Below are 23952 nucleotides of genomic sequence, written 5' to 3'. Positions count from 1 at the left end.
CCGCAGATGGCGACGCAGGCTGGACCGATCAAGCGAAGCCCATGGGACCGGCCGCCTTGAACACCGGAGCGCGACTGCTGACATGACGAAACGCCTCGCGCATCCTACATGCGAGCGATGAATCGCGAACCGACCCAGCACCCGCCCGAAGAGGACCTGCCGGACACCGGGGCTGGCCCGGAGCCCGAAGCCGAGGAGGCCCTGCCGACGCCGCCACTCGATCTCGGCGAGACCGCGCCGGGCGCGCTGAAGCACGGCATCGAGGTCATCGCCGGCTTCGCCAAGCATCTGCCCAACAAGCCCGGCGTCTACCGGATGTTCGATACCGCCGGCGAGGTTCTCTATGTCGGCAAGGCCAAGAACCTGAAGAACCGGGTGACGGCCTATGCGCGCGGCATGGCCCACACCAATGCGGTCGCCCGGATGATCGCCGAGACGGCGAACATGGAATTCGTCACCACGGGGACGGAAACCGAGGCGCTGCTGCTCGAATCCAACCTGATCAAGCAGCTGCGGCCGCGCTACAATGTGCTGCTGCGCGACGACAAGAGCTTCCCCTACATCCTGCTGAGCGGCGACCACGAGGCGCCGCAGATCGCGAAGCACAGGGGCTCGCGCCAGCGCAAGGGCGACTATTTCGGCCCCTTCGCCTCGGTCTGGGCGGTAGAGCGGACGATCGACGCGCTGCAGAAGGCCTTCCTGCTGCGCTCCTGCACCGATTCCTTCTACGAGAACCGCACCCGGCCCTGCCTGCTCTTCCAGATCAAGCGCTGCGCCGGCCCCTGCACGGGCGAGATTGCGATCCCCGACTATCAGGCGCTGGCAGGCCAGGCACGCGACTTCCTCTCGGGCCGTTCGTCCAACGTCAAGCAGCTGCTCTCGACACGGATGCAGGAGGCGGCCGAAGAGCTCGAATTCGAGAAGGCAGCGCGCTATCGCGACCGGCTTGCGGCGCTCTCGGCCGTGCAGGCCGGGCAGGACATCAACACGCAAGGCGGTCGAGGAGGCGGATGTCTTCGCCATCGACGAGCAGGCCGGGCAGTTCTGCGTCGAGATCTTCTTCTTCCGCAACAAGCAGAACTGGGGCAACCGCGCCATCTTCCCGCGCGCCGACCGCAGCCTGACGCCGGCGGAGGTGCTGGCCTCGGTCGTCACCCAGTTCTACGACGACAAGCCGCCGCCGCGGCTCGTGCTGCTCTCGCATGAACTGGCCGAGATCGAGCTGATCGGCCAGGCGCTGTCCGCCCGCGCCGGTCGCAAGGTCGAGGTCGCCAATCCCAAACGCGGCGAGCGCGTCGATCTCATCGAGATGGCGCGAAAGAACGCCCGCGAGGCGCTCTCGCGCAAGCTCGCCGACAATGCCGGCCAGACCTCACTGCTGGCCGCGCTCGGCGCAGCCTTCGGGCTGGCCAGGCCGCCGCGCCGCGTCGAGGTCTACGACAACTCCCACATCATGGGCACGAACGCCGTCGGCGGCATGGTCGTGGCGGGCCGGGACGGCTTCATGAAGAGCCACTACCGCACCTTCAACATCTCGACAGACACGATCGCCGGCGACGATTTCGGCATGATGCGCGAGGTGCTGCAGCGGCGCTTCGCGCGGCTGGCGAAGGAAGCGGGCATTTCTCTGCCCTCCACCCCTCATCCTGAGGAGGCCGAACCAGCGGCCGTCTCGAAGGTTGCTCCAGCGGACGACGGAGCCTCGACCAGCATCCTTCGAGACGCGCCTGACGGCGCTCCTCAGGATGAGGGCTCGGGTGGGATCGATCGATCCGCGGCACCCGCCGACCCCGACGACGATAGCTTTCCCTCACGCCCCGACCTGGTCATCGTCGACGGTGGCAAAGGCCAGTTCGCCGCGGCGCAGAAGATCATGGCCGAGCTCGGCGCGCAGGACATTCCGCTCGTCGCGATCGCCAAGGGCGAGGATCGCAACGCCATGCGGGAGACCTTCCATATGGCGGGCCGCGAGCCCTTCAAGCTGCAGCCGCGCGATCCGGCGCTCTACTTCATCCAGCGTCTGCGCGACGAGGCCCACCGCTTCGCCATCGGCACGCATCGGGCGCGGCGCAAGAAAGACACGATGAAGAACCCGCTCGACGAGATTCCCGGCATCGGCCCGTCGCGGAAACGGGCGCTGCTGCTCCATTTCGGAACGGTCAAGGCGATCAAGCGCGCCAAGCTCGACGACCTGATGCGGACGCCTGGCGTGAACGCCGCCACGGCCAAGGCGGTGCATGATTATTTTCACGATGGCTGACGATCACTGGCATTGTCGCCGCATTGCGTGTTGACGCTGTGACGGGGCGGCTGCTTTGGTGATTTCCGTGACGATTCTTCCAGACGCCATCAGGCGGCGCGGGCCGTGGTCCCTGCCGAACCTGCTCACCTACGGCCGGATCCTGGCGATCCCGGCGCTGGTGGGGCTGCTTTTTTGGCCAAAGGACGACTGGGTGCGCTGGATCGCGCTCGCCGTCTATGTCGCCGCCGCCGTCACCGACTATCTCGACGGCTGGATCGCGCGGGCCTGGAGCCAGCAATCCGCCATCGGCCGCATGCTCGATCCGATCGCCGACAAGCTGCTCGTCTGCGCGCTGCTCCTGATGCTCGTCCACACCGAGACGATCAAGGGCTGGGCCGTCTGGGCGGCGATCGTTATCCTCTGCCGTGAGATCCTGGTCTCGGGACTGCGCGAGTTCCTCGCCGATCTGAAGGTCAGCGTCCCCGTCAGCAAGGTCGCCAAGTGGAAGACGACGGCGCAACTGCTCGCGCTCGGCTTTCTCGTCGCGGGACCGGCGGGCGACACCGTCCTGCCCTACAACACGCAGATCGGCATCGTGATGCTCTGGATCGCCGCAGCGCTGACGATCTACACCGGCTGGGACTATTTCAACGCCGGCATCCGCCACATGGTCGACGAGGACGCGCGCGGCTCATGACGCAGTCTTCCGCCACCAAGGCCCCCGCCGCGCAGGCGCGGACGGTCCGGCTCGTCTATTTCGCCTGGGTGCGCGAGCGCGTCGGCCAGGCCGAGGAGCAGGTCGTCCTGCCGGACGACGTCGCCACGGTGCTCGACCTCGTGCGCTGGCTGAAGGCTCGCGACGAGGGCTATGCGGCAGCCTTTGCCGACGAGACGCTGGTGCGCGCCGCCGTCAACCAGACCCATGTCAAGCCGGGCGCGAGCCTGGACGGGGCCCGCGAGATCGCCTTCTTCCCGCCGATGACGGGGGGCTGAGCCTCCCATGACGCCGACCATCCGCATCCAGCGGGAGGATTTCGACCTCGCGGCCGAGATCGCCGCACTCTCGGACGGTCGACGCGACATCGGCGCCGTCGTCAGCTTCACCGGCCTCTGCCGCGACGAGGGCGGCACGCTCGCAGCGCTCGAGCTCGAGCATTATCCCGGCATGGCCGAGGCCGAGATCGCCCGCGTCGCCGAGCGGGCAGCCGCACGCTGGCCGCTGATGGGCCTGCTCGCGATCCACCGCTATGGCCGCGTCGCACCCGGCGAGCAGATCGTGCTGGTGATCGCCACGTCCGCCCATCGCCGCGCGGCCTTCGAGGCGGCGGATTTCATGATGGATTATCTCAAGACCCGCGCCCCCTTCTGGAAGCGCGAGCATCTCGCCGACGGCACGACCGGCGGCTGGGTCGAGGCGAAGGAAGAAGATGACGATGCCGCGCGGCGCTGGGAGTAAGGGTGCGCTGGCAGCGCTCGGGCTGATGTGCGCCCTGGCGACCCCAGCCCAGGCGCAGATCGGCCCGATCAAGACCTTCCGCGACTGGATCGCGGGCTGCGACAACACGAAATCCTGCACGGCGCTGTCGCTGCCCGGCGGGACCGAGGACGACATCGCCTTCCTGCGGCTCGACCGCCCGGCCGGCCCCGATGGCGCCCCGACGCTGGCGCTCAAGCTGCGGGCGCAGAAGCTGAAACCGAGCTTCACCGTCGCGCTGGCCCTGGATGGTGCGCCCTTCCCGCCCGCCGGGCGGCCGCTTCAGGCGACCAGCATCGACGGCGAGGTCGCCGAGATCGCGATCCCACCCGCGGAGGCCGAGGCCCTGATCGCGGCGGCGCGCAAGGCGACGATCCTGACGGCCACGATGGACACTGAGAGCTTCAGGGTCTCCCTCGCGGGCTCGGTCGCGGCCATGCTCTGGATCGACGAGCAGCAGGGCCGGCTCAACACGCCCACCGCCCTGATCCGCAAGGGCACGACCGGCACCGCACCGGCCGCCCCGCCCCTGCCGGTCATGGCCAGCCGACCCGCCTCCGGCAAGGGCCTCGCCAAGGCCGAGGCGTCGGCGCTGGTCAAGGCGATGCGGGCCGAGATCAAGCGGCGCGCGCCCGACAGCTGCGAGGACATGCCGGACGGCTTCACCGACACCGACGAAGCCTGGGCTCTGGACACCACGCTGCGCCTGGTCGCCATCGCCTGCTCGCGCGGTGCCTACAATATCTCGAGCCAGTTCTGGCTGGTCGGCGGGCGCGACGTCGCCAAGGCGAGACCGGCCCCTTTCGAGGGGGCCTCGGGCAAGGCGGCCAGCGAACTGGTCAATGCCGATTTCGACGCGAAGACGGGCCAGATCAGCTTCTACGCCAAGGCCCGCGGCCTCGGCGATTGCGGCAGTTCGGGCTCCTATGGTTGGGACGGCAAGCGCTTCGCCGTCCTCCAATGGAGCGAGATGAGCGAGTGCCGCCTTATCCCTGGCGACGACTGGATCACGCTGTTTCGCAGCAAGGACCGCGCTGCCAATTAGCGGCCGTCATGCACCGGTCGAGCCCGGGCAAAACGGCCTGTGCTCACGCCGCCTTCGATTTCGGCCGCACGGCGTCGGAGTAATCCTCCATGATCACCTTGCCCATATTGCCGGTGAGGAAGGAGTAGGGGCCGATCTCGGAGACCAGCGTCACCTCGGCCGCCGAGCCGGTGATGAAGCACTCGCTGAAGCCCTCCAGCTCCTCCGGCCGGATGCGGCGCTCGACCACCTCGAAACCGCGCTGGCGGCAGAGATCGATCACCGACTGACGGGTGATGCCGTTCAGGAAGCGGTCGGCCAGCGGGGTGTGAATCACGCCGTCCTTGATGAAGAAGATGTTGGCGCCGGTGCATTCAGCAACATTGCCTTCCCAGTCCAGCATCATTGCATCCGCATAACCGGCGCGCTCCGCCTTATGCTTCGACAGCGAGCAGATCATGTAGAGCCCCGCCGCCTTGGCATGAACAGGCGCGCAGGCCGGGTCCGGCCGGCGATAGGCGGCGACATCGAGGCGCACGCCCTTCAGCTTCTGCGCCATGTCGAACATGCTCGGCCACTCCCAGACCGCGATCGCGGTGTGGATGGTGTTGTTGATGCCGGAGACCGCCATCATCTCCGAGCCGCGCCAGGCGACCGGGCGGAGATAGGCGTCCTTCAGCCCGTTCTCCTTGAGGCAGAGTTCCTTGGCGGCGTCGAGCTCGGCGACCGACCAGGGGATCGTGAAATCCATGATCTCGGCCGACTTGTGAAAGCGCTGCGAGTGCTCGGTGCCCTTGTAGATCACGCCGTCATAGGCGCGCTCGCCCTCGAACACGCAGGAACCGTAATGCAGCCCATGGGTCAGTACGTGGATCTTCGCGTCCTTCCACGGCACGAGCTTGCCGTCGAACCAGATGACTCCGTCGCGCTGGTCGAAAGGAATGACTGACATGGGGTGCTCCTCTTGGCACGTCCGGTCCGGTTGATCCGCTGGCACCCCGAGCACCATCACCATGGCGGGCCGGGGCGAAGACCGGAATGATACTGCGCTGCAACATCGTCTTGCGACATATTCCGTCGTCTGGCGCGCTTGACCGGTAATCTTCCGTCTGAGATATGTCAACATCACTGACGTAATTCGCAGGACGGATTCGATGCCGCAGACGCAGGCCCGGTCCACGGCCGCCGCCGCTCCCGCACCGGATGCGACGGTCCCCTACGACCTGATCGAGCTGCTCTTCTTCGCCTATCGCGACTTCGTCGGCGGTCCCGACCTGATCCTCGCCGAATACGGCTTCGGCCGCGCGCATCACCGCGTGCTGCATTTCGTCCTGCGCCGGCCGGGCCTGACCATCGCCGAACTGCTCGACATCCTGAAGATCACCAAGCAGAGCCTCAACCGCGTCCTAAAGGAGCTGGTCGAGACCGGCTTCGTCGAGCAGCGCACCGGCGTGCAGGACAAGCGCCAGCGTCATCTCCACGCCACGGCTGCGGGGCAGGATCTAGCCTTGCGGCTCGTCAGGCTGCAGGCCCAGCGCATCCAGGCGGCGCTCGCCGATCTCGCCCCGGAGGCGGCCGAGACCGTCGCGCTCTACCTCGCGGGGTTGATCGATCCCGCCGAACGCCACAAGGTGCAGGGCTTCCTCGCCGCGCCGCGGTGACGCCCACGGCTTAAGCCCAAGGCGCGTCGCGGCAGCGTCCAGCACCAAGGCGCAAGAGAAAACAAGGCGGACACGACATGGCCGCACAGCCGGCGCGAAAGCCCCTGCCCGACGAGGCGCCCCACATCCTCGTGGTCGACGACGATCGCCGCCTGCGCGACCTGCTGGCGCGTTTCCTCGGCGACAACGGCTACCGCGTCACCACCGCGGCCAATGCCGCCGACGCCGACCAGCGCCTGGCGCGCCTGGTCTTCGACGCCATCGTCCTCGACATCATGATGCCCGGCGAGAACGGCTTCGACTTCGCCCGACGCTTCCGCGCCGACTCGGCCGTGCCGATCCTGATGCTGACGGCCCGCGCCGACGGCAAGGACCGGATCAACGGGCTGGAGATCGGCGTCGACGACTATCTCGCCAAGCCCTTCGAGCCGCGCGAACTGCTGCTGCGCCTCGGCAACATCCTCAAGCGCACCATCGTCGTCGAAACCGCCCAGTCCGGCCCGCGGCCCGATTTCGTCCGCTTCGGCCCCTTTCTCTATGGGCTGTCGCGCGGCGAGCTGCGCAAGGGCGAGGAGCCGGTCCGCCTGACCGAGCGCGAGCGCGAGATCCTGACCGCGCTGGCCGAACGCGCCGGCGAGGTCGTGCCCCGCGAGGAGCTGGCGGCCCAGGGCACCGCTGCGAACGACCGCACCGTCGACGTCCAGATGAACCGGCTGCGCCGCAAGATCGAGCGCGACCCGGCCGATCCGCTCTATCTCCAGACCGTGCGCGGCGTCGGCTATCGGCTCGTGACCGACCGGACGTGACGCCCGTCCCGCCCGGCACGCGTCGCAGGGGCATGGCGCAGGCGATCGGCCAGGCCCTGTCGCGGGCTTCCGCCCTCGGCGCGCGCTGGCGCAGCCGCGCCAACGACCGGCTGAAGCCCTGGCTCAAGATTGCCGGCCGGCCGCTGCACGTCATCGCGCGCTACATGCCCAAGGGGCTCTATCCGCGCGCGCTCGTCATCGTCATCGCGCCGGTCGTGCTGCTGCAGTCGGTCATCGCCTATGTCTTCATGGAGCGGCACTGGCAGACCGTGACCCAGCGCCTGTCCTCGGCGGTCTCGGCCGACATCGCCGCGATGATCGACGTCTATGAGAGCTATCCGCAGGACGCCGACGCCAGCGTGCTGGCGCGCATCGCCGCCAGCCGGCTCGGCATGGACATCGACATCATCCCGGATTCCGACCTGCCGCCGCCGGGACCCCGCCCCTTCTTCTCGCTGCTCGACAGCGCGCTCTCGGCCGAGCTCGCCCAGCAGGTCGCCCGCCCCTTCTGGCTCGACACGGTCGGCCGCTCGAGCCTGATCGAGATCCGCATCAAGCTCGACAAGGACGTGATGCGCATCCTGACGCGGCGGAACTCGGCCTACGCCAGCAACAGCCACATCTTCCTGCTCTGGATGCTCGGCACCTCGCTGATCCTGCTGACCATCGCGGTGCTGTTCCTGCGCAACCAGATCCGGCCGATCCTCAAGCTCGCCGATGCGGCCGAGGCCTTCGGCAAGGGCCGCGACGCCGAGTTCCGCCCGCGCGGCGCCCGCGAGGTCCGTCGCGCCGGCAACGCCTTCATCGAGATGAAACGCCGCGTCGAGCGAGCGGTCGGCGAGCGCACGACCATGCTCAACGGCGTCAGCCACGATCTGCGCACCATCCTGACCCGCTTCAAGCTGTCGCTCGCCCTGCTCGAGCGCTCCTCCGAGATCGAGGCGCTGGAGAAGGATGTCGACGAGATGGCCCGCATGCTGGAGGATTATCTCGCATTCGCCCGCGGCGATGCCGGCGAGACGGCCGTCGAGACCGACATCCGCGGCCTGCTGGAGGAGCTGAAATCGGATGCCGAGCGCCAGGGCCACCAGACCGAACTGACCGTGGTCGGCGACCCGCTGGTCGTGGTCAGGCCCGACGCCTTCCGCCGCCTGATGACCAACCTTGTCTCCAATGCCGCCCGCTATGGCGATCGCATCGCCATCCGCGCCACCCATGACGCGCGCTACCTGATCGTGATGATCGACGATGACGGCCCCGGCATCCCCGCGGATCAGCGCGAGGACGTCTTCCGCCCCTTCTTCCGCCTCGACGAGGCCCGCAACGTCGATTCGGGCGGCACGGGACTGGGCCTCGCCATCGCCCGCGACATCGCCCGAGCCCATGGCGGCGACATCATGCTGGCGGATTCGCCGCTGGGCGGCCTGCGGGCGACGGTGCGGCTACCCGTCTGAGCCGTCCTGATCCGGCTTCTGCCGCGGAAACACCAGCGAGAAGCGGCAGCCGCGCGGCAGGTTCTCGGCCCGCAGGTCGCCCTGCAGCTGGCGGGCGAGGCTGGTGATGACCCGGATGCCGAAGCTCTTGCGGGCTGCATTGAGGTCGAATTCCGGCGGCAGGCCGCGGCCATCGTCCTCGACGCTGAGGCTGAGCTCCTGCTCGCTCGCCGAGAGACGCACCGCGACGGTGCCGGGACCGCCGGGCTCGAAGGCGTATTTCACCGCATTGGTAACGAGCTCATTGACCATCAACCCGACGGGGATGGCGAAATCGGCGTCGATGACCACGTCGTCGGCCTCGCAGCCGATCGTCACGCCCTCGACGGAGCCGCCGAGCGACTTGCACAGCTCGCGCAGGAACTCGCCGATATTGACCTCGCCGATCCGCTCGCCCTGCCAGAGATGGTTGTGGACATGCGCGATGGTCAGAACCCGGTTTTCCGCATCCTGCAGCAGCGCCTTGGCGGCCGGGTCGGCGACGTTGCTGGCGTTGATGCGCAGCAGGCCGCTGACCACGCCGAGGCTGTTCTTGATGCGGTGGCTCATCTCCCGCATCAGCATGGCCTGGCGCTCGACCGCCTTCTGCAGCTTCCCATCCGAGCGGTTGCGCTCGATCGCCGCGCCGAGGATCCGGGCACAGCCATAGAGGAAGGTGACGTCATCCTCGTCGAAATCGCCCGGATCGGGGCTATCGACCTCCAGCACGCCGAAGGGGCCGTCATTCTTGCCGCCGAGATCGATCAGCACGTTGACGGCCCGCCGGATGCCATAGGCCGCCAGCAGCGTCGGCGTGCGGAAGCGCGTCTCGCTCGTCAGGTGATTGGAGAGGACGGGCTGGCCGGTCTGGAAGGCGAAGCCCGCCGGTGATTCGAGATCGGCGCCCAGCGTCGCCTGCCCGATCTCCTCCGGCCGCCAGCCGACGCCCGCCCGCATCAGCAGGACGCGCCGATCATGCAGGAACTCGAGCGCCTTGCAGTACGGCGCGTCGAGGCCTTCCGCGCAGAGTTCGGTGGCACGCTGCAACAGCGCCGGCAGATCGGATTCGCGCAGGGCCATCCGGCCGAATTCGGCAAGGAGCCTCTGCTGCTTCAGGCGATAGGCGAGTTCGTCCCGGCGAACCGGCTCATCCGGCACGCCCGCCGGGGTCTCCTTGATCTGCAATCCCTGCGCCTCCGCTCACCTTGGCGCGGCGCATATGGGTGACGGGCGGACGATTGTCCAGCGCGCCGCCTGCAGCCTTCAATACATCCGCCCGCCCTTCGGCACCTCGTGGCCCGGCCCGATCAGCACGACCTCTCCCTGCTCGTCGGGCACGCCGAGCGTCAGCACCTCGGACATGAACTTGCCGATCTGTCGCGGCGGGAAATTCACCACCGCCAGCACCTGCCGGCCGGGCAGATCCTCGCAGGTGTAATGCCTGGTGATCTGCGCCGAGGACTTCTTCAGCCCGATCGTGCCGCCGAAATCGATGGTTAGCTTGATTGCCGGCTTGCGCGCCTCCGGATAGGGGGCGGCCTCGACGATCGTGCCGACACGGATGTCGACCTTGAGGAAATCGTCGAAGCCGATCGTCGCGGCCGGGGCGGCGGTGTCGGAGGGACCGCTCAAAACTCGGCCCAACCCTTGTCATGCGCGCTCATCTCGGGCTTGCGCGCTGCGCCGCCGCCGCCGGCCGCAGCAACGGGCCGGGCGACAGGCCGGGTGGCCGGGGGCGCGGTCTTGCGCGGCGCAGGCGCAGCGGCCGCCTGCATCGTGCGCGCCATCGCCTTCAGCCCGGCGACGTCGCCGCCGAGCTGGAAGCGGGCGACCAGCGCGGCCAAGCGGTCGGCCTCCTGCGAGAGCGAATGCGCGGCGGCGGTCGACTGCTCGGCCATGGCGGCGTTCTGCTGGGTCGACTGATCCATCTCGCCGACCGCGGTGTTGACCTCCTGCAGGCCCGAGGCCTGCTCCTGCGCGGCGCTGGCGATCTCGGAGACGAGGCCCGTGGCGCGCGTGATCTCCTGCGCCATGCGCTGCAGCGCGCTGCCGGTCTGCCCGACGAGAGCGACACCCTTCTCGACCTCGCTGTTGGAGGCGGCGATCAGTTCCTTGATCTCCTTGGCGGCTTCGGCCGAGCGCTGCGCCAGCGCCCGCACCTCGGACGCCACCACCGCGAAGCCCTTGCCGGCATCGCCGGCGCGGGCCGCCTCGACGCTGGCGTTCAGAGCCAGCAGATTGGTCTGGAAGGCGATCTCGTCGATCACGCCGACGATCTGCGAAATCTCCTCGGCCGACTTCTCGATGCCACCCATCGCCACCACGGCGTCGCGGACGATGGCGGTCGACTGCTCGGCCTCCGCCTTGACCTGAGTCGTCGCCTGGTTGGCCTGGCGCGCGCTTTCGGCGGTCTGCCGCACCGTGGCGGTGAGCTCGTCCAGAGCGGTGGCCGTTTCCTCGACGGAGGCCGCCTGCTGCTCGGTGCGCCCGGCGAGATCGTCCGCTGCCTGGCTGATCTCGATCGAGCCGGCCTTCATGCTCTCAGTATTGGTCGCGATCTGCCGCATCGTCTCCTGCAGCTTGCCGATCGCGGCGTTGAAGTCGTCGCGCAGCTTGGCGTAGTCGGATCCGAAATTCTCGTTGATGCGATAGGTCAGGTCGCCCTCGGCCAGATGCTCCAGGCCGGTGCCGAGCGCTGCGACGACGCCTTCCTGCGTCCGCGAAATCTCGGCCCGCTCGGCCTCGCTGCGGCGGCGCTGGCCGTCGGCGGCATCGCGATGGGCGGCGGCCTCCTGCTCGACGCGCGCCTTGTCGGCCTGCATGGCATCCTTCGCGACGGCGGCGTCGCGGAAAACCACGAGCGCACGAGCCATCGTGCCGATCTCGTCGGGCCGGTCCTGATGGGCGATGGCGGTCTGGAGATTGCCCGCGGCGAGCGCGTTCATCGTGCCCGACAGCGAGGTCAGCATGCCGTTGGCGCGACGGCTCAGGAAGACCACCAGCCCGAACAGGATGAGGCCCAGCGGCACGAGCACCTTCGCGACGTCGCCGATCATCCGCACGAAAGCGCCGTCGACGTCATGGACATGAAGGCCGGTGCCGATCAGCCACTGCCATTTCGGCACGGACATGACATAGGAAATCTTGAGGGACGCTTCCTTGTCGCCCGGCTTGGTCCAGTCGTAATCGATGTAGCCGGCGCCCTTGTCCCGGGCCAGCTTGATCATGTCCTGGATGAAGAAGCGCCCCCTGGCGTCCTTCATCGGCGACATGTCGGTGGTCTCGATCTTCTTGTTGGCATGCGAAACGCTGATGCCGTTGAAGCCGATCACGAAGTAGTAGTTGCCGCCGTCGAAGCGCGCGCCAGCCAGTGCGTCGACGGCCATCTTCTTGGCCTCGGCCTCGGAGATCTCGCCCTTCTCGGCCCGAGCAAGGAAGCTGTTGACCGTCGAGGTGGCCGCCTCGACGGCGTTCCTAACCTCGGCGCGTTTGAGCTCCATCATGTCGTCGCGCGCCATGTAGAGCGCGAGTCCGGCGCTCCCGATGGACATCAGCACGGCGAGACCTGCGATCAGCGCGAAGGAACGGCTGATCGACAGGGTGGCGAACTTCTTCGTCAGCGACATGTACCAACCCCTGCGAAACGAGATTCGCAAGAGTCGCAAAGAATGGCTAATACACGCTTAACGATAAGGAAGAGGAAAGGCAGTTCCTTAACCTTGTGTCAGATCGCTGGCGCGAAATCCTCGCCCTCGCGCCGCAGGCTCTCGTCCGAGCGCTCGCGCCGCCGGACGGTCGGGCGGCGCCCCGAGCAGAGCGCCCGGGCGAGCCCGCGCAGCGGCGCGGTCAGGCGATGGACATCCTCGACACGGGCCATGACCCGACCGGCCGTCTTCAGCTCGCGGTCGAGCCGCGCCATCGTCCGGGAGAGTTCAGGCTCGTCATCCTGAAGCCAGACCTCGGTGACGCGCGCCATCAGCAGCACGGCGCCCTGCACGCGCACGGGCCCGAGCCCGTCCTCGGTGGCGATGCCGGCCGAGGCCAGCATGTAGCGCCAGGAGTTGACGGCGCCGCGGTTGAGCGCAGCCATGGTCAGCGGGTCGCGCCGGATCACCGGAGCGATGCGCCGCAGGCCGGCCTTGTAAGGCGCCAGCGCATCGAGCCGGCGCATCACGAGGTCGAAGAGCCGCTCGCGCACCGGCTCGCCGGCGAGGTCGTCGGAGACGTCAGCCAGCACCGCATCGTCGACGATTCGGGTCAGGCCGCCGAGCATCGCGAGCTTGGAGGGGAACAGGCCCCGTAGCTTCGCCAGCGTCAGCCCGGCCTCGGTGGCGATGTCGCCCAGTTCGATCTCGTCCCAGGGCCGCGTGGCGGCCAGGCGCATCAGCGCCTCGACGGCCTGCCGGCGCGGATCGGCGGGCGCAGCAGCGGAAGCTCCGGTGACGGATTCGGAAGAGAGGGGATCGGAAGCCATGGCGGTTCTCCTTCGGCGGTCCTGACGGACAACCTAGGATGCGATCGCGGCGCCTGAAAGGCCGATCAGCCCGAAAGCTCCTCGGCGCGACGTTTGGCGGCAGCCACCGTCTCGACGATCAGCGGTTCCAGCGGGCCCATCAGCACGGACAGCCCGGCCGCGGTCGTCCCGGCCGGCGAGGTCACGTTCTGGCGCAGCGTCGCCGGCGACAGCGGCGACTGGTGCAGCAGTTCGCCCGCCCCCTCGATCGTCGCGCGCGCCAGGCGCTCGGCGATGTCGGCGGGCAGGCCGGCGGCCTTGCCGGCCGCGGCGAGGCACTCGACCAGATGGAAGACATAGGCCGGCCCCGAGCCCGAGACCGCCGTCACCGCATCGATCAGCCCCTCATCCTCGAGCCATTCGACCGTGCCGATGCTGCGCAGCAGGGCATCGGCCATGGCGCGCTGCGCGCCGGTCACGCCCCGCCCGGCCGCGGCGCCGGTGGCTCCGCGCTGGACCGAGGCCGGCAGGTTCGGCATCGCCCGGATCATGGCAGTGGCGTTGGGCAACCGCGCGGCGAGATCGCCCAGCGTCTTGCCCGCCAGGATCGAGATCAGCAGCGTCTGCGGCCGGATCAGCGCCTGGACGGCGGGCGCCGCCGTGTCGAGCATCTGCGGCTTCGTCGCCAGCACCAATACCTCGACAAAGGTCAGTGACGCCGCATCGGGGTTGAGCGCCATGCCCTTCTCGGTGGCGAGCGCGACCATCTCGTCGGGCGGATGGGGATCGATCAGGCTGATGCCGGCGGGCTTCATGCCGATCCGCAGCCAGCCCTCCAGCATCGCACCGCCCATCTTGCCGGCGCCGATCAGAACGAGGGACTTCGGCAGCGGGCTGGACATGGCGGATTCTCGAAGCTCTCGGGGATGGGCGTCATTCCCGGGCTGACCCGAGACTCTCATGACCAGAAGTCGCCGGTTGGAGAGGGTCGGGTCAAGCCCGACCGTGACGTGCTGTGAGCCAGCCCGGGTCGAGTCGGGGCCTGACGAGGCGAGAAACTCAGGCCTCGCCGACGGTCTCCAGCAGCGAACCCTCGAGCCCCTCCTTCGCGGTCTTTCCGGCCCAGACCACGAACTGGAAGGCCTGAAAATAGCGCTCGCAGGCGTCGATCGCCGCCTTGATCAGCGCCGCCGCCTGCTCGTCGGTGGGTTCGGCCCCGCCCGAGAGCAGCAGGGCGTGGCGGTACATCACCACGTTCTCCGAGCTCCAGAGGTCGAAATGACCGACCCAGAGCTGCTCATTGACCAGGCTGACAAGCTGCAGAACCTCGCCGCGACGCCGCTCGGGAACCTTGAGATCGAAGGCGCAGGCGACATGGATGGCCTCGACCTCCTCCAGCCAGGTGATGGCGAGATGGTAGTCGGACCAGGCGCCGGAGACGGCGACCGAGAGCTCGTCGTCGCTGTCGCGGTCGAAGCTCCAGTTGTTGAGGGCGGCGAGGCGCTCGATCAGATCGAGCGGGTTGGACGGCCGATCCAGTTCTGCGTCCAGTTCGAGATCCATCATGTCCTTGGGTCCAACTGCCGGCCGCCACGGGGGCGGGCCGGCGCGTTCGAGAACGGGAACACGGCGACAGGAAAGCTGAAGGACGCAACCCACAGGCGCAGCGCCGGCCGGAAACCGGGTGCCACGCTCCGCCCGGCCCGACCTAAGCGGTTGGACCGACGAATCAATTTCTTCACCGACGTTAGCGCAGGGCGTGTGACACGCCCAACACCGGCCGACGCTCTGCGGATTCGGGGGGCGGCTCAATCCCTGCCCGCCCCTGTCCACAGCACATGGCTGTGGACGCCGGCCGGCGCAGAGGGTTCGCTTAGGGCTTGGGCTGGGCCGCGGCCTCGAGCGCGGCCAGACGCGCGGCGAGCCGGTCGTTCTCCTCGCGGGCGAGCAACGCCATCTCGCGCACCGCCTCGAACTCCTCGCGCGTGACCACGTCGAGGTCGCGCAGCAGGCGCTCGATCTGCGTCTTCACCACGGTCTCGACCTCGCGGCGCACGCCCTGCGCGGCGCCGGCGGCGTCGGTGGCGAGGCGGGCGATGTCGTCGAGGATGCGGCTGCTGGTGGTGACCATGGGGCTCTCCCGTCGGGGCCGTCACGGACCCTCTCGCCGGTATATGGGGGAGGATGCGCCGGGCTGCAATCACGTCGCCGGCCCGGCTCCCCACCGGTTTGGCAGGCGATCTGGACCTCGGCGGCGCATCGGCCTAGAAAGGCGGCGCAGGGAAAGCCGTGAACACCAACCCGTCAGCGATCCAGAACAAGCGGGAGGCGTCGATGATCGTTCGTTTGAGCACCCCCGTTGTCGGGGTGGCCCTCGCGCTTGCGCTGGGCGGATGCCAGGAAACCACCACGGCCGCGCGCCCCCGTGTCGATGCGCCGGGCGTGCCCGTCTCGGTCCAGAGCATTTCCGGTGCGCCCGATGCCGTGACGACCCGCTTCGCCGGGCTGCTCGGCGAGGCCGCAGCCGAGCGGCGCATGGAAATCGTGCCCGGCGACAAGCCCGCCCGCTTCCGCGTCCGCGGCTATCTCACCGCCCAGCCGACCGAGGACGGCCAGACCGCGCTCGCCTTCGTCTGGGACGTCTATGACGAGACCAAGAAGCGCGCCCAGCGCGTCCAGGGCGAGAGCCTCGGCCGGCGCGGCGGCGGATCCGATCCCTGGTCCGCCATCGACCAGACGGTTGTCGCCAAGGCCGCGGCCGAATCGATGGACGCGATTGCGAGCTTCCTGGTGACGACCCCGGCGGTGGAGACGGTCCTTCCGGCGGACAAGGCCAGGACCACGGCCTCGCGAGCGGCTGAATCGCAGCCGGCGCGAACCGCCGCGACCACGAGCGGCGGCCGCAAGCTGTAGCCTCCAAGCGGGATCGTACGGAATTCGTGCGAGGCCCTGCCGGTTTGGCAACCATTGCACAGCGCTTTCGCAGTGCAGCGGTCGACTCACCGTCACACCGCTGTTAAGAGCGCTGCGATCAGCGCCGGCTCGCCTGCCGGCCGTCCAGCCCAGTTCCAACGGTGCGCCACGGCATGCCCTCCTCCTTCAAAGTCGTCGCCGGCAATTCCAACCGGCCGCTTGCTGAAGCGATCTGCGCCCATCTCGGCATTCCGCTCGCGAAGGCGTCCGTCCGGCGCTTTGCCGACATGGAAGTCTTCGTCGAGATTCAGGAGAATGTGCGCGGGCAGGATGTCTTCGTCATCCAGTCCACCTCCTTCCCGACCAACGACCATCTGATGGAGCTGCTGATCATCACCGATGCGCTGCGCCGCTCCTCGGCGCGCCGCATCACGGCGGTGATCCCTTATTTCGGCTATGCGCGGCAGGATCGCCGCGCCTCGGGCCGCACGCCGATCTCGGCCAAGCTGGTCGCCAACCTCATCACCCATGCCGGCGTCGACCGCGTGCTGACGCTCGATCTCCATGCCGGGCAGATCCAGGGCTTCTTCGACATCCCGACCGACAACCTCTTCGGCGCGCCGCTGATGTCGCGCGATATCAAGGACCGGCTCGACTACAAGAACGCCATGGTCGTCTCGCCCGACGTCGGCGGCGTGGTGCGGGCCCGTGCGCTGGCCAAGCGCATCGACGCGCCGCTGGCCATTGTCGACAAGCGCCGCGACCGACCCGGCGAATCCGAGGTCATGAACATCATCGGCTCCGTCGAGGGTCGCTCCTGCATCCTGCTCGACGACATCGTCGATTCGGGCGGCACGCTGGTGAATGCGGCCGAGGCCCTGCTCGAACAGGGCGCCCGCGAGGTCTATGCCTACATCACCCATGGCGTGCTCTCGGGCGGCGCGGTCGCCCGCATCGCAAATTCGAAGCTGAAGGAGCTCGTCATCACCGACTCCATCATGCCGACCGAGGCGGTGAAGGTGGCACGCAACATCCGCGTCATCTCGATCGCCCAGCTGATGGGCGAGGCGATCGAGCGCACGGCGCAGGAAACCAGCGTCTCCAGCCTGTTCGACTGATGCCGGGACGGCGCGCGTCATGATCTCCCGCGCCCTGGTCCTGTTCTCGGGGGGACAGGATTCCACCGTCGCCCTCGCCTGGGCCCTGGACCGTTTCGAGGCTGTCGAGACCATCGGCTTCGATTATGGCCAGCGCCACCGCGTCGAGCTCGACTGCCGCGCGACGATCCGGGACGCGCTGCCCGCACTCTCGCCCCTCTATGCGGAGCGCCTCGGTGCCGACCACATGGTCGATCTCGCGGCGCTCGGCGCGATCTCCGAGACGGCGCTGACCCGCGATACCGAAATCGCCTTCGCCGAGACGGGCCTGCCGACCACCTTCGTGCCCGGTCGCAACCTGATCTTCCTGACCTTCGCGGCAGCGCTGGCCTATCGCCGTGGCGCCAAGCACATCGTCCTCGGTGTCTGCGAGACCGACTATTCAGGCTATCCCGACTGCCGCGACGACACGATCAAGGCGATGCAGGTCGCGCTCGGCCTCGGCCTCGACCGCAGGCTGGTGCTGCACACGCCGCTGATGTGGCGCGACAAGGCCCAGACCTTCGCGCTGGCCCGTGCGCTCGGCGGCGAAGCGCTGCTCGATCTGGTGGTCGAGCAGAGCCATAGCTGCTATCTCGGCGACCGTTCGACCCGGCATTCCTGGGGCTATGGCTGCGGCAGCTGCCCCGCCTGCGAGCTGCGGGCGAAAGGCTATGCCGCCTATCTGATCTCTCCCGACGACAGCGGACCTTCCCATGACTCTTGACCGTCAGCGCCGGATCGAAGGGCTCGTCGCCCTCGTCCTCTTCGCCCTGACCATCCCGGCCGCGAACTGGCTGATCGGCAATGCCGGCACCGTCTGCGTGCCCAATGGCCCCTGCCTCGTCCCGGTCTGGCCCGGCATCAAGGCCCCCAGCGGCGTGCTGATGATCGGGCTCGCCCTCGTGCTGCGCGACATCGTCCAGCGCCGTCTGGGCACGGCCGCCGGCCTCGGCGCCATCGCCGTCGGCGCCGCGATCTCCGGCTTCCTGGCCCCGTCGGCGATCGTCGTCGCCTCGGTCGCCGCTTTCCTCCTGTCCGAGCTCGCCGACTTCGCGGTCTACACGCCGCTGCAGAAGCGCCGCTTCGTCACGGCCGTCATCGCCTCCGGCCTCGTTGGGCTCGTGGTCGACAGCGTCGTCTTCCTGCAGCTCGCCTTCGGCAGCCTCGATTTCCTCAGCGGCCAGATCATCGGCAAGGCCTGGATGGTGCTGCTGGCGCTGCCGCTGATGCATCTGCTGCGCCGTCGCGACGAGAAGCTCGGGCTGGCACCGGCCTGAAGCTTGCGGACGGACAGTCGCGACTAGGACAGTTTGTCCACACCCGATCCCGCGCTTCCAGACAATTTGAGTGAAGGGGGAAACGGCGGTTTCACGCGACGCTGACATAGCTGCCCCATCGTCAAGTTGAGGCACGCGATGCGCGAAGACGGAGCTGCCGGACGCCTGCAAGCCCTGCAGAACGACATCCTGGAGACGATCGCCCGGGGTGAGCCCCTCGCCGCGGTGATGGAGAACCTGTGCCTGCGCGCAGAGGCGATCGCACCCGGCACGATCTGCTCGGTCATGACGCTGGACGAACAGCGGCGGCTCATCGCACTCGCCGCCCCCTCGCTGCCGGCCACCTATCGGCAGGCCGTCACCGGCATCCCGATCGGGCCGCGCGTCGGCTCCTGCGGAACGGCGATCTTTCGCGGCGAGCCCGTCTGCGTCACCGACATCGCCACCGATCCGCTCTGGCAGGGCTTCGAATCGCTCGTGCTGCCGCTGGGCCTGCGCGCCTGCTGGTCGAGCCCGATCACGGCGCGTGACGGGCGCGTGGTCGGCAGCTTCGCCTTCTACTACGACCGGCCCCGCGGGCCCGACGATGTCGAACGCCGCATCGTCGCGACCTGCGTGCATCTCTGCGCGATCGCGATCGAGCAGGAGGAGGTGCGCTCGCGCAACCACCGCCTCGCCTATTTCGACACGCTGACGGGTCTGCCGAACCGCGCCAGCTTCAACGACGCGATCAATCGGATGATCGCGACCGAGCCGCCCGATTTCGGGCTGATGCTGATCGACATCGACCACCTCAAGATCACCAACGACACGATGGGCCATGCCGCAGGCGATGCGCTGATCGCGGCGGTGGGCGCGCGCATCCGCTCCGTCGTGGGCGAGGCGATGGCCTGCCGCATCGGCGGCGACGAATTCGCCGTGCTGCTGCAGCGTGGCACAAGGGCGGTCGAGATGCGCGCGGTCGCCTGTGGGATCCTCGCCGCGATGGCCGCCCCGCTCGATCATGACGGGCACGGCATCGTGCCCAGCGTCACCATCGGCGCCGCGCTCGCGGGAGAGGATGGCCGGGACTGCGTGACCCTGCGCCAGAACGCCGATTTTGCGCTCTATCACGCCAAGGAAACCCGCCGCGGCGGCTATGTCCGCTTCAAGGACGGCCTGCGCACCTCTATGACGCAGCGCCTGCAGACCCGCCGCGACGTCGACCTCGCCCTCACCGAGGGCCGCATCGTCGCCTATTACCAGCCGGTGATCCGGCTCGACACCGATGAGATCGTCGGCGTCGAGGCGCTGGCGCGGATGCGGCTGCCGGACGGGCGCATCGCCTCGGCGGGCGAGTTCCGCGATGCGATGGACGACCCCAAGGTTGCTCATCGCGTCACCGGGCAGATGCTCGCCGCCGTGGCCACCGACATGGCGGCCTGGCAGCAGGCGGGCGTGCCGTTCCAGCATGTCGGCCTGAACGTCACCTCCGCCGATTTCGAGAAGGGCGATCTCGTCCAGCGCATCGTCCGGGCGATGGAGCGCACCGGCGCCTCGCCGCGGCAGCTCGTCGTCGAGATCACCGAGCGCGTCTTCATGGGCGGACGCAAGGATGGCGTCGCACGCACCATCGAGGCACTGCGCGAACGCGGCATCGGCGTGGCGCTCGACGATTTCGGCACCGGCTTTGCCTCGCTGACCCATCTGCTCGATTTCCCGATCGACATCATCAAGATCGACCGCTCCTTCATCGCGGCGGCGCAGAACAGCACGAAGAGCAGCGTCATCGTCGAGGCGATGGTCGGCATCGCCCACAGGCTCGGCATGCGCATCATCACCGAGGGCATCGAGACGCAGGCGCAGGCGGAATGGCTGCAATCGATGGGCTGCCGCCTCGGCCAGGGCTTCCTCTACGCGCAGGCCCTGCCGGCCAACTTCACGGCGGAACTCCTCCAGCGCTTTGGGCCGCGTCCGGACCGGGCGGCGCGGCCGCTGCGCGGCATCACCGCCTCCGCCGCCTGAACCGCCGCCGCGGGCTTGAGATCGCGGCGCTTTTCGCTTATGAGCCTGCCAGCGCCCGACTGACACCCTTGGAGGCACGGGCGCCGAACCGCAAAGAGGCCGCCTGCTGGCGGCCTTGTCTTTTCAAGCAAGGATTCAAAACCATGACCGCCGTGAAGCAAATCGAGGCTTCGGCGCGCGCACAGGTCGGCAAGGGGGCCGCCCGTGCAGTTCGTCGTCAAGGCCAGACACCCGCCGTCATCTATGGTGGTGGCGCCGCTCCCGAAGCCATCGCGCTCGACGCCAACAAGACCCGCCTCCTGATCTATGGCGGCCACTTCCTGACCACGCTGTTCGAAATCAGCGTCGACGGCAAGAAGCAGCGCGTGATCCCGCGCGACTACCAGCTCGACCCGGTCAAGGACTTCCCGATCCATGTCGACTTCCTGCGCGTCGCCGCGGGCCAGACGGTGACGGTCGAGGTTCCGATCCATGTCGTCGGCCAGGATGCCAGCCCCGGCGTGAAGAACGGCGGCCTGGTGCAGATCGTCGAGCACTCGCTCGAGATCACCGTCGAGCCCGAGAACATCCCGGAGGCCTTCGAGGTCTCGGTGGCCGGTCTCGAGATCGGCGACGCCCTCGAGGCCAGCGTGATCAAGCTGCCGAAGGGCGCCAAGCTCACGGTCGGCTCGGACGCCACCATCGTCACCATCGTTCCGCCGATGGCCGAAGAGGCTGACGAGGCTGCAGAGGCCGAGGCTCCGGCCGCCGAGGCCAAGAAGGCCTGATCATGAAGGCCTGATCCGGCTTTCGAGCCGGCTTCTCGCCACCAGCGACGACACGAACGGCCGGGGCTTCCCGGCCGTTTTGCCGTGAGGGACGACCATCGTCATGCTGATCTTCGCAGGGCTGGGCAATCCCGGCACGCGCTATGCCCGCAACCGGCACAATATCGGCTTCATGGCGGTGGAGGCGATCGCGCGCACGCACCGCGCCTCGCCCTGGCGCGGCCGCTTCCAGGCCGAGGCCTGCGAGGCGACGATCGGGACCGAGAAGGTCGTCCTGCTCAAGCCCCAGACCTACATGAACGAATCCGGCCGCGCGATCGGCGAGGCCGCGCGCTTCTTCAAGGTCGCGCCCGCCGACGTCGTCGTCTTCCATGACGAGCTCGACCTCGCCCCGGCCAAGCTGCGCGTGAAGCTCGGCGGCGGCAATGCCGGCCATAACGGCCTGCGCTCGACCACGGCCGCAATCGGGAACGAGTACCGCCGCGTCCGCATGGGCATCGGCCACCCCGGGCTGAAGGAACTCGTCCACGCCTATGTGCTGAACGATTTCGGCAAGGCCGAGGGGGACTGGGTGGAGGACCTCTGCACCGCCTGCGCCGACAACGCCGGGCTTCTGGCGAAGCATGACGATGCCGGCTTCCAGAACAAGGTGCACCTCTTCATGGAGGCGCGTGGCCACGGCGCGGTGAAGCGCCTCGGCGAGAAGCCCGACTAGACTTTGACCTCGCCCTGATCTTCGCCATCCCAGTAGTGAACATGGTCGGCGTGCACCTGCACCATCACCATGCCGGGCGTCTCGATGCCCTCCGGGAACCAGCGCGACAGGTCGTCGATCCAGTGTTCGGCAAACTTGGCCTTGTCGCGAATGAGGCTCGCCTGACCGCCGATGCTAATGAAGATGCCGGGCGCTCCAAGCAGGCTCTTCGCACCGGTCAGGGTCAGCCCGACCTGCGGATCGCGCCCGATATCGTCGATGAAGCGTGAGTGGTCGTAGGCGAAGAACCAGGAATCGCCGTCATAGTCGACATCGCCGTTATTGCTCATCGGTCGGCTGGATAGCTGCCCGTCCGCGGACTTCGTCGACAGCATGCAGAAGTCGATGTCGCGCATCTGCTTCGATAGGTCTTTCAGATCGAGATTCGGCACAGGGCTGCTCCGCTGCCAAGCAATTCGCGGGAGGCGATCGCTTCTCAGCCAGTGAACAGTGCATCACGGATCTTGTTCCGGTCGTTCAGGTGCCGACCAACGGCCGAGAGCGCGGGGCTCGGCCGCCCTTCTCCGAGGCCGAGGCGGACCTGTCTCCCCGTCTCAGTACGGCAGCTGCGCACCGGGCTTGGCGAGCGTCACGCGGCTGGCGCTGAAGCTGCCATCCGCCTGCTTCGTCGCCGTCATCGCCACCTGCGCGCCGGCCTTCAACTCCGAGACCTCGGCAGGTGCGGCCATGATGATGTTCGCATCGGCTGGAATGGTGACCTTCTGCTCACCGCCCGGATAGCTCAGCACGATCCCGGCACCGTCCACGCGCGACACGGTCTCCGCGACAGTGGCGTTGGTCATGGTTGAATCCGGCAACACGCCCCAGGGACGGTGCCCCTCGCCCGTGCCGCGCATCGCCTCGGGGAAAATGAAGACCTGCACGGCCAGCAGCGAGCCGTCGGGTTGCGGCCGCGCACCGACGCCGACGAAGCCGCCCTTCTTGATGTCGGCCGTCGTCGCCTTGACCACGCCGCCGACCGAATAGCCGGGCGCCAGCGCGACCTTCGCCGCGGCGCCATCGACGGTCTTGATCGTGAGCGTGCTGCCCTCGGCGGTCTCGACCTCGCCGCGAATACGCGTCGTCGGCGACTGGGCGGAGGCTGCGACGGTGAGGCCGAGGATGAGGCAAGCGGTGGTGAAAAGGCGCATGGGAGTGGTCCGTTACAGAGAGAGGCCGCAGCCATTCCTGCGCCTCGGAGAAATAGGCGACCACGCACGTTCGCGTGAACGCAACCGCCCAGCCCATTTGACACGAAAACACGGAAACACGATATCTGCGCCAGAGGTGATGCGATGAAGAATGTCACGATCACGATGCCCGAGCAGACACTGAGGAAGGTTCGCATCGCGGCTGCGAGCTCTGGCAAAAGCGTATCGAGATATCTGACCGAACTCGCCGAGGAGCGTGTCGGTCGCCCCGGCGACAAGCGCGCGGCATTGGCGGCCTTCTTGTCTGGCCCCCTGCTCGACCTGACGGATGAGAACGGCAACGCTCCGACCCGCGATCAGCTTTATGACCGATAGGGTCTTCGTCGATACGAACGTGCTGATCTACGCGCGCGACCTGAAGGCCAATAGCAAGCGGATCGCAGCCCTGGCGTGGCTGGAAGCCTTGGCGGACAACCAGAGCTTGACGGTTAACCTGCAGGTACTCAACGAGCTGGCGCGGTGGATGCTCAAGAATGTTCCTCATCGCCCGCTCAACGCGATCCGGCACGAGGTCGACTCGATGAAGGCCTATGGCGATGCCGCCGTGACCGTCCAGGATACTGCTCTGGCTTGGGATGTTCGCAACGCCCTCGGCTACCAGTGGTTCGACTGTCTGCTCATGGCAGCTGCGAGCAATGCGGGCTGTCGCTATTTCCTCAGTGAGGATATGAGCGACCGGGCGAATTTCCGCGGGCTGACCATCATCAATCCGTTCCGCTGCACGCCAGCGGATCTTTTCTTGGAGAACTGAAAGA

At 68.0% G+C, this 23952-nt stretch carries 26 protein-coding genes and 1 pseudogene; 17 read left to right on the top strand and 10 right to left on the bottom strand.

Translation table 11 applies throughout. The features are described 5' to 3' along the window. Window positions 1-117 precede the first annotated feature (117 nt). The 5 genes and pseudogenes from uvrC to ABIE41_RS11410 all read left to right on the top strand — a co-directional run bounded on the left by uvrC (window position 118) and on the right by ABIE41_RS11410 (window position 4761). Window positions 118-2260 (top strand): annotated as a pseudogene (uvrC, locus tag ABIE41_RS11430) (excinuclease ABC subunit UvrC). Between the two features lie 67 nt (window positions 2261-2327). Continuing rightward, a complete protein-coding gene (gene pgsA, locus ABIE41_RS11425; RefSeq protein WP_192644572.1) occupies window positions 2328-2939 on the top strand; it encodes a CDP-diacylglycerol--glycerol-3-phosphate 3-phosphatidyltransferase in 612 nt (203 codons plus the stop codon). Next, window positions 2936-3235 carry a molybdopterin converting factor subunit 1 gene (moaD, locus tag ABIE41_RS11420; protein ID WP_192644571.1) on the top strand — a complete coding sequence of 100 codons (300 nt, stop codon included), beginning with the start codon at window positions 2936-2938 and terminating at the stop codon, window positions 3233-3235. The genes pgsA and moaD overlap by 4 nt, the downstream gene beginning before the upstream one ends. A 7-nt stretch (window positions 3236-3242) precedes the next feature. Then, window positions 3243-3698, top strand: coding sequence for a molybdenum cofactor biosynthesis protein MoaE (locus ABIE41_RS11415; RefSeq protein WP_192644570.1), 456 nt, complete (start codon window positions 3243-3245; stop codon window positions 3696-3698). After that, window positions 3670-4761, top strand: a complete 1092-nt coding sequence (locus ABIE41_RS11410) for a DUF1176 domain-containing protein (protein ID WP_192644569.1) — start codon at window positions 3670-3672, stop codon at window positions 4759-4761. Before ABIE41_RS11415 ends, ABIE41_RS11410 begins: the two co-directional genes overlap by 29 nt. A gap of 43 nt (window positions 4762-4804) precedes the next feature. Here ABIE41_RS11410 and ABIE41_RS11405 read toward each other — a convergent pair whose 3' ends face one another. After that, window positions 4805-5692, bottom strand: a complete 888-nt coding sequence (locus tag ABIE41_RS11405; RefSeq protein ID WP_192644568.1) for a branched-chain amino acid aminotransferase — start codon at window positions 5690-5692, stop codon at window positions 4805-4807. A gap of 202 nt (window positions 5693-5894) precedes the next feature. On the opposite strand from ABIE41_RS11405, the gene ABIE41_RS11400 reads away from it, so the two are divergent. From ABIE41_RS11400 to ABIE41_RS11390, 3 genes are all read left to right on the top strand, one after another. Continuing rightward, window positions 5895-6401, top strand: a complete 507-nt coding sequence (locus ABIE41_RS11400) for a MarR family winged helix-turn-helix transcriptional regulator (RefSeq protein WP_192644567.1) — start codon at window positions 5895-5897, stop codon at window positions 6399-6401. A 77-nt stretch (window positions 6402-6478) separates the two neighbouring features. After that, window positions 6479-7207, top strand: coding sequence for a response regulator (locus ABIE41_RS11395; RefSeq protein WP_192644566.1), 729 nt, complete (start codon window positions 6479-6481; stop codon window positions 7205-7207). A gap of 32 nt (window positions 7208-7239) precedes the next feature. Continuing rightward, window positions 7240-8661, top strand: a complete 1422-nt coding sequence (locus tag ABIE41_RS11390) for an ATP-binding protein (protein WP_192644766.1) — start codon at window positions 7240-7242, stop codon at window positions 8659-8661. Here ABIE41_RS11390 and ABIE41_RS11385 read toward each other — a convergent pair. The 7 genes from ABIE41_RS11385 to ABIE41_RS11355 form a co-directional block, all read right to left on the bottom strand. Then, a complete protein-coding gene (locus ABIE41_RS11385) occupies window positions 8650-9864 on the bottom strand; it encodes a sensor histidine kinase (RefSeq protein ID WP_354191991.1) in 1215 nt (404 codons plus the stop codon). The two genes, ABIE41_RS11390 and ABIE41_RS11385, sit on opposite strands and share 12 nt — an antisense overlap. A gap of 78 nt (window positions 9865-9942) precedes the next feature. Beyond that, window positions 9943-10311, bottom strand: coding sequence for a tRNA-binding protein (locus ABIE41_RS11380; RefSeq protein ID WP_192644565.1), 369 nt, complete (start codon window positions 10309-10311; stop codon window positions 9943-9945). Then, window positions 10308-12305: a methyl-accepting chemotaxis protein gene (locus ABIE41_RS11375; protein ID WP_210321070.1), complete on the bottom strand. Its 1998-nt coding sequence runs from the start codon at window positions 12303-12305 to the stop codon at window positions 10308-10310. Before ABIE41_RS11375 ends, ABIE41_RS11380 begins: the two co-directional genes overlap by 4 nt. A 98-nt stretch (window positions 12306-12403) precedes the next feature. Continuing rightward, window positions 12404-13153, bottom strand: a complete 750-nt coding sequence (locus ABIE41_RS11370) for a TetR/AcrR family transcriptional regulator (protein ID WP_192644564.1) — start codon at window positions 13151-13153, stop codon at window positions 12404-12406. 65 nt (window positions 13154-13218) lie between these two features. Further along, window positions 13219-14034, bottom strand: coding sequence for a pyrroline-5-carboxylate reductase (gene proC, locus ABIE41_RS11365; RefSeq protein ID WP_192644563.1), 816 nt, complete (start codon window positions 14032-14034; stop codon window positions 13219-13221). A 157-nt stretch (window positions 14035-14191) separates the two neighbouring features. Continuing rightward, window positions 14192-14698: a type III secretion system chaperone family protein gene (locus tag ABIE41_RS11360; protein WP_066724655.1), complete on the bottom strand. Its 507-nt coding sequence runs from the start codon at window positions 14696-14698 to the stop codon at window positions 14192-14194. Window positions 14699-15005: 307 nt separating this feature from the next. Continuing rightward, window positions 15006-15263 (bottom strand): accessory factor UbiK family protein, encoded by a 258-nt coding sequence (locus ABIE41_RS11355; RefSeq protein WP_192644562.1) that lies wholly within the window; start codon window positions 15261-15263, stop codon window positions 15006-15008. Window positions 15264-15466: 203 nt separating this feature from the next. Between ABIE41_RS11355 and ABIE41_RS11350 the strand changes: the two genes are divergently transcribed. The 7 genes from ABIE41_RS11350 (at window position 15467) to pth (ending at window position 21947) form a co-directional block, all read left to right on the top strand. Then, window positions 15467-16045, top strand: a complete 579-nt coding sequence (locus ABIE41_RS11350; protein WP_192644561.1) for a hypothetical protein — start codon at window positions 15467-15469, stop codon at window positions 16043-16045. Window positions 16046-16218: 173 nt separating this feature from the next. Next, complete coding sequence (locus ABIE41_RS11345; RefSeq protein WP_066724645.1) at window positions 16219-17163, top strand: ribose-phosphate pyrophosphokinase; 945 nt, start codon at window positions 16219-16221, stop codon at window positions 17161-17163. A 19-nt stretch (window positions 17164-17182) separates the two neighbouring features. Then, on the top strand, window positions 17183-17908 hold the full coding sequence (gene queC / locus ABIE41_RS11340; protein ID WP_192644560.1) for a 7-cyano-7-deazaguanine synthase QueC: 726 nt from the start codon (window positions 17183-17185) through the stop codon (window positions 17906-17908). Continuing rightward, entirely contained in the window at window positions 17898-18461 is a 564-nt protein-coding gene (locus ABIE41_RS11335; RefSeq protein ID WP_192644559.1) for a VUT family protein, read from the top strand. The genes queC and ABIE41_RS11335 overlap by 11 nt, the downstream gene beginning before the upstream one ends. A 138-nt stretch (window positions 18462-18599) precedes the next feature. Continuing rightward, window positions 18600-20465, top strand: coding sequence for a putative bifunctional diguanylate cyclase/phosphodiesterase (locus tag ABIE41_RS11330; protein ID WP_192644558.1), 1866 nt, complete (start codon window positions 18600-18602; stop codon window positions 20463-20465). Window positions 20466-20608: 143 nt separating this feature from the next. Continuing rightward, a complete protein-coding gene (locus tag ABIE41_RS11325; RefSeq protein ID WP_192644557.1) occupies window positions 20609-21232 on the top strand; it encodes a 50S ribosomal protein L25/general stress protein Ctc in 624 nt (207 codons plus the stop codon). Window positions 21233-21335: 103 nt separating this feature from the next. Further along, on the top strand, window positions 21336-21947 hold the full coding sequence (gene pth, locus ABIE41_RS11320) for an aminoacyl-tRNA hydrolase (RefSeq protein WP_192644556.1): 612 nt from the start codon (window positions 21336-21338) through the stop codon (window positions 21945-21947). Here the strand turns inward: pth and ABIE41_RS11315 are convergent. Both ABIE41_RS11315 and ABIE41_RS11310 read right to left on the bottom strand, forming a co-directional pair. Further along, window positions 21944-22378, bottom strand: coding sequence for a pyridoxamine 5'-phosphate oxidase family protein (locus ABIE41_RS11315; RefSeq protein WP_192644555.1), 435 nt, complete (start codon window positions 22376-22378; stop codon window positions 21944-21946). The two genes, pth and ABIE41_RS11315, sit on opposite strands and share 4 nt — an antisense overlap. 162 nt (window positions 22379-22540) lie before the next feature. Further along, complete coding sequence (locus tag ABIE41_RS11310; protein WP_192644554.1) at window positions 22541-23137, bottom strand: single stranded DNA-binding domain-containing protein; 597 nt, start codon at window positions 23135-23137, stop codon at window positions 22541-22543. 144 nt (window positions 23138-23281) lie between these two features. On the opposite strand from ABIE41_RS11310, the gene ABIE41_RS11305 reads away from it, so the two are divergent. Together ABIE41_RS11305 and ABIE41_RS11300 are read left to right on the top strand one after the other, a co-directional pair. Then, window positions 23282-23512, top strand: coding sequence for a type II toxin-antitoxin system HicB family antitoxin (locus ABIE41_RS11305; RefSeq protein WP_192644553.1), 231 nt, complete (start codon window positions 23282-23284; stop codon window positions 23510-23512). Then, window positions 23502-23948 (top strand): PIN domain-containing protein, encoded by a 447-nt coding sequence (locus tag ABIE41_RS11300; RefSeq protein ID WP_192644552.1) that lies wholly within the window; start codon window positions 23502-23504, stop codon window positions 23946-23948. Before ABIE41_RS11305 ends, ABIE41_RS11300 begins: the two co-directional genes overlap by 11 nt. Window positions 23949-23952 lie beyond the last annotated feature (4 nt).

It is taken from the genome of Bosea sp. OAE506 (assembly GCF_040546595.1).
In the GTDB taxonomy this organism is placed as follows: domain Bacteria; phylum Pseudomonadota; class Alphaproteobacteria; order Rhizobiales; family Beijerinckiaceae; genus Allobosea.
Note: the sequence above shows the minus strand (reverse complement) of the source record. Positions and strands in the feature narration are given on the sequence as shown.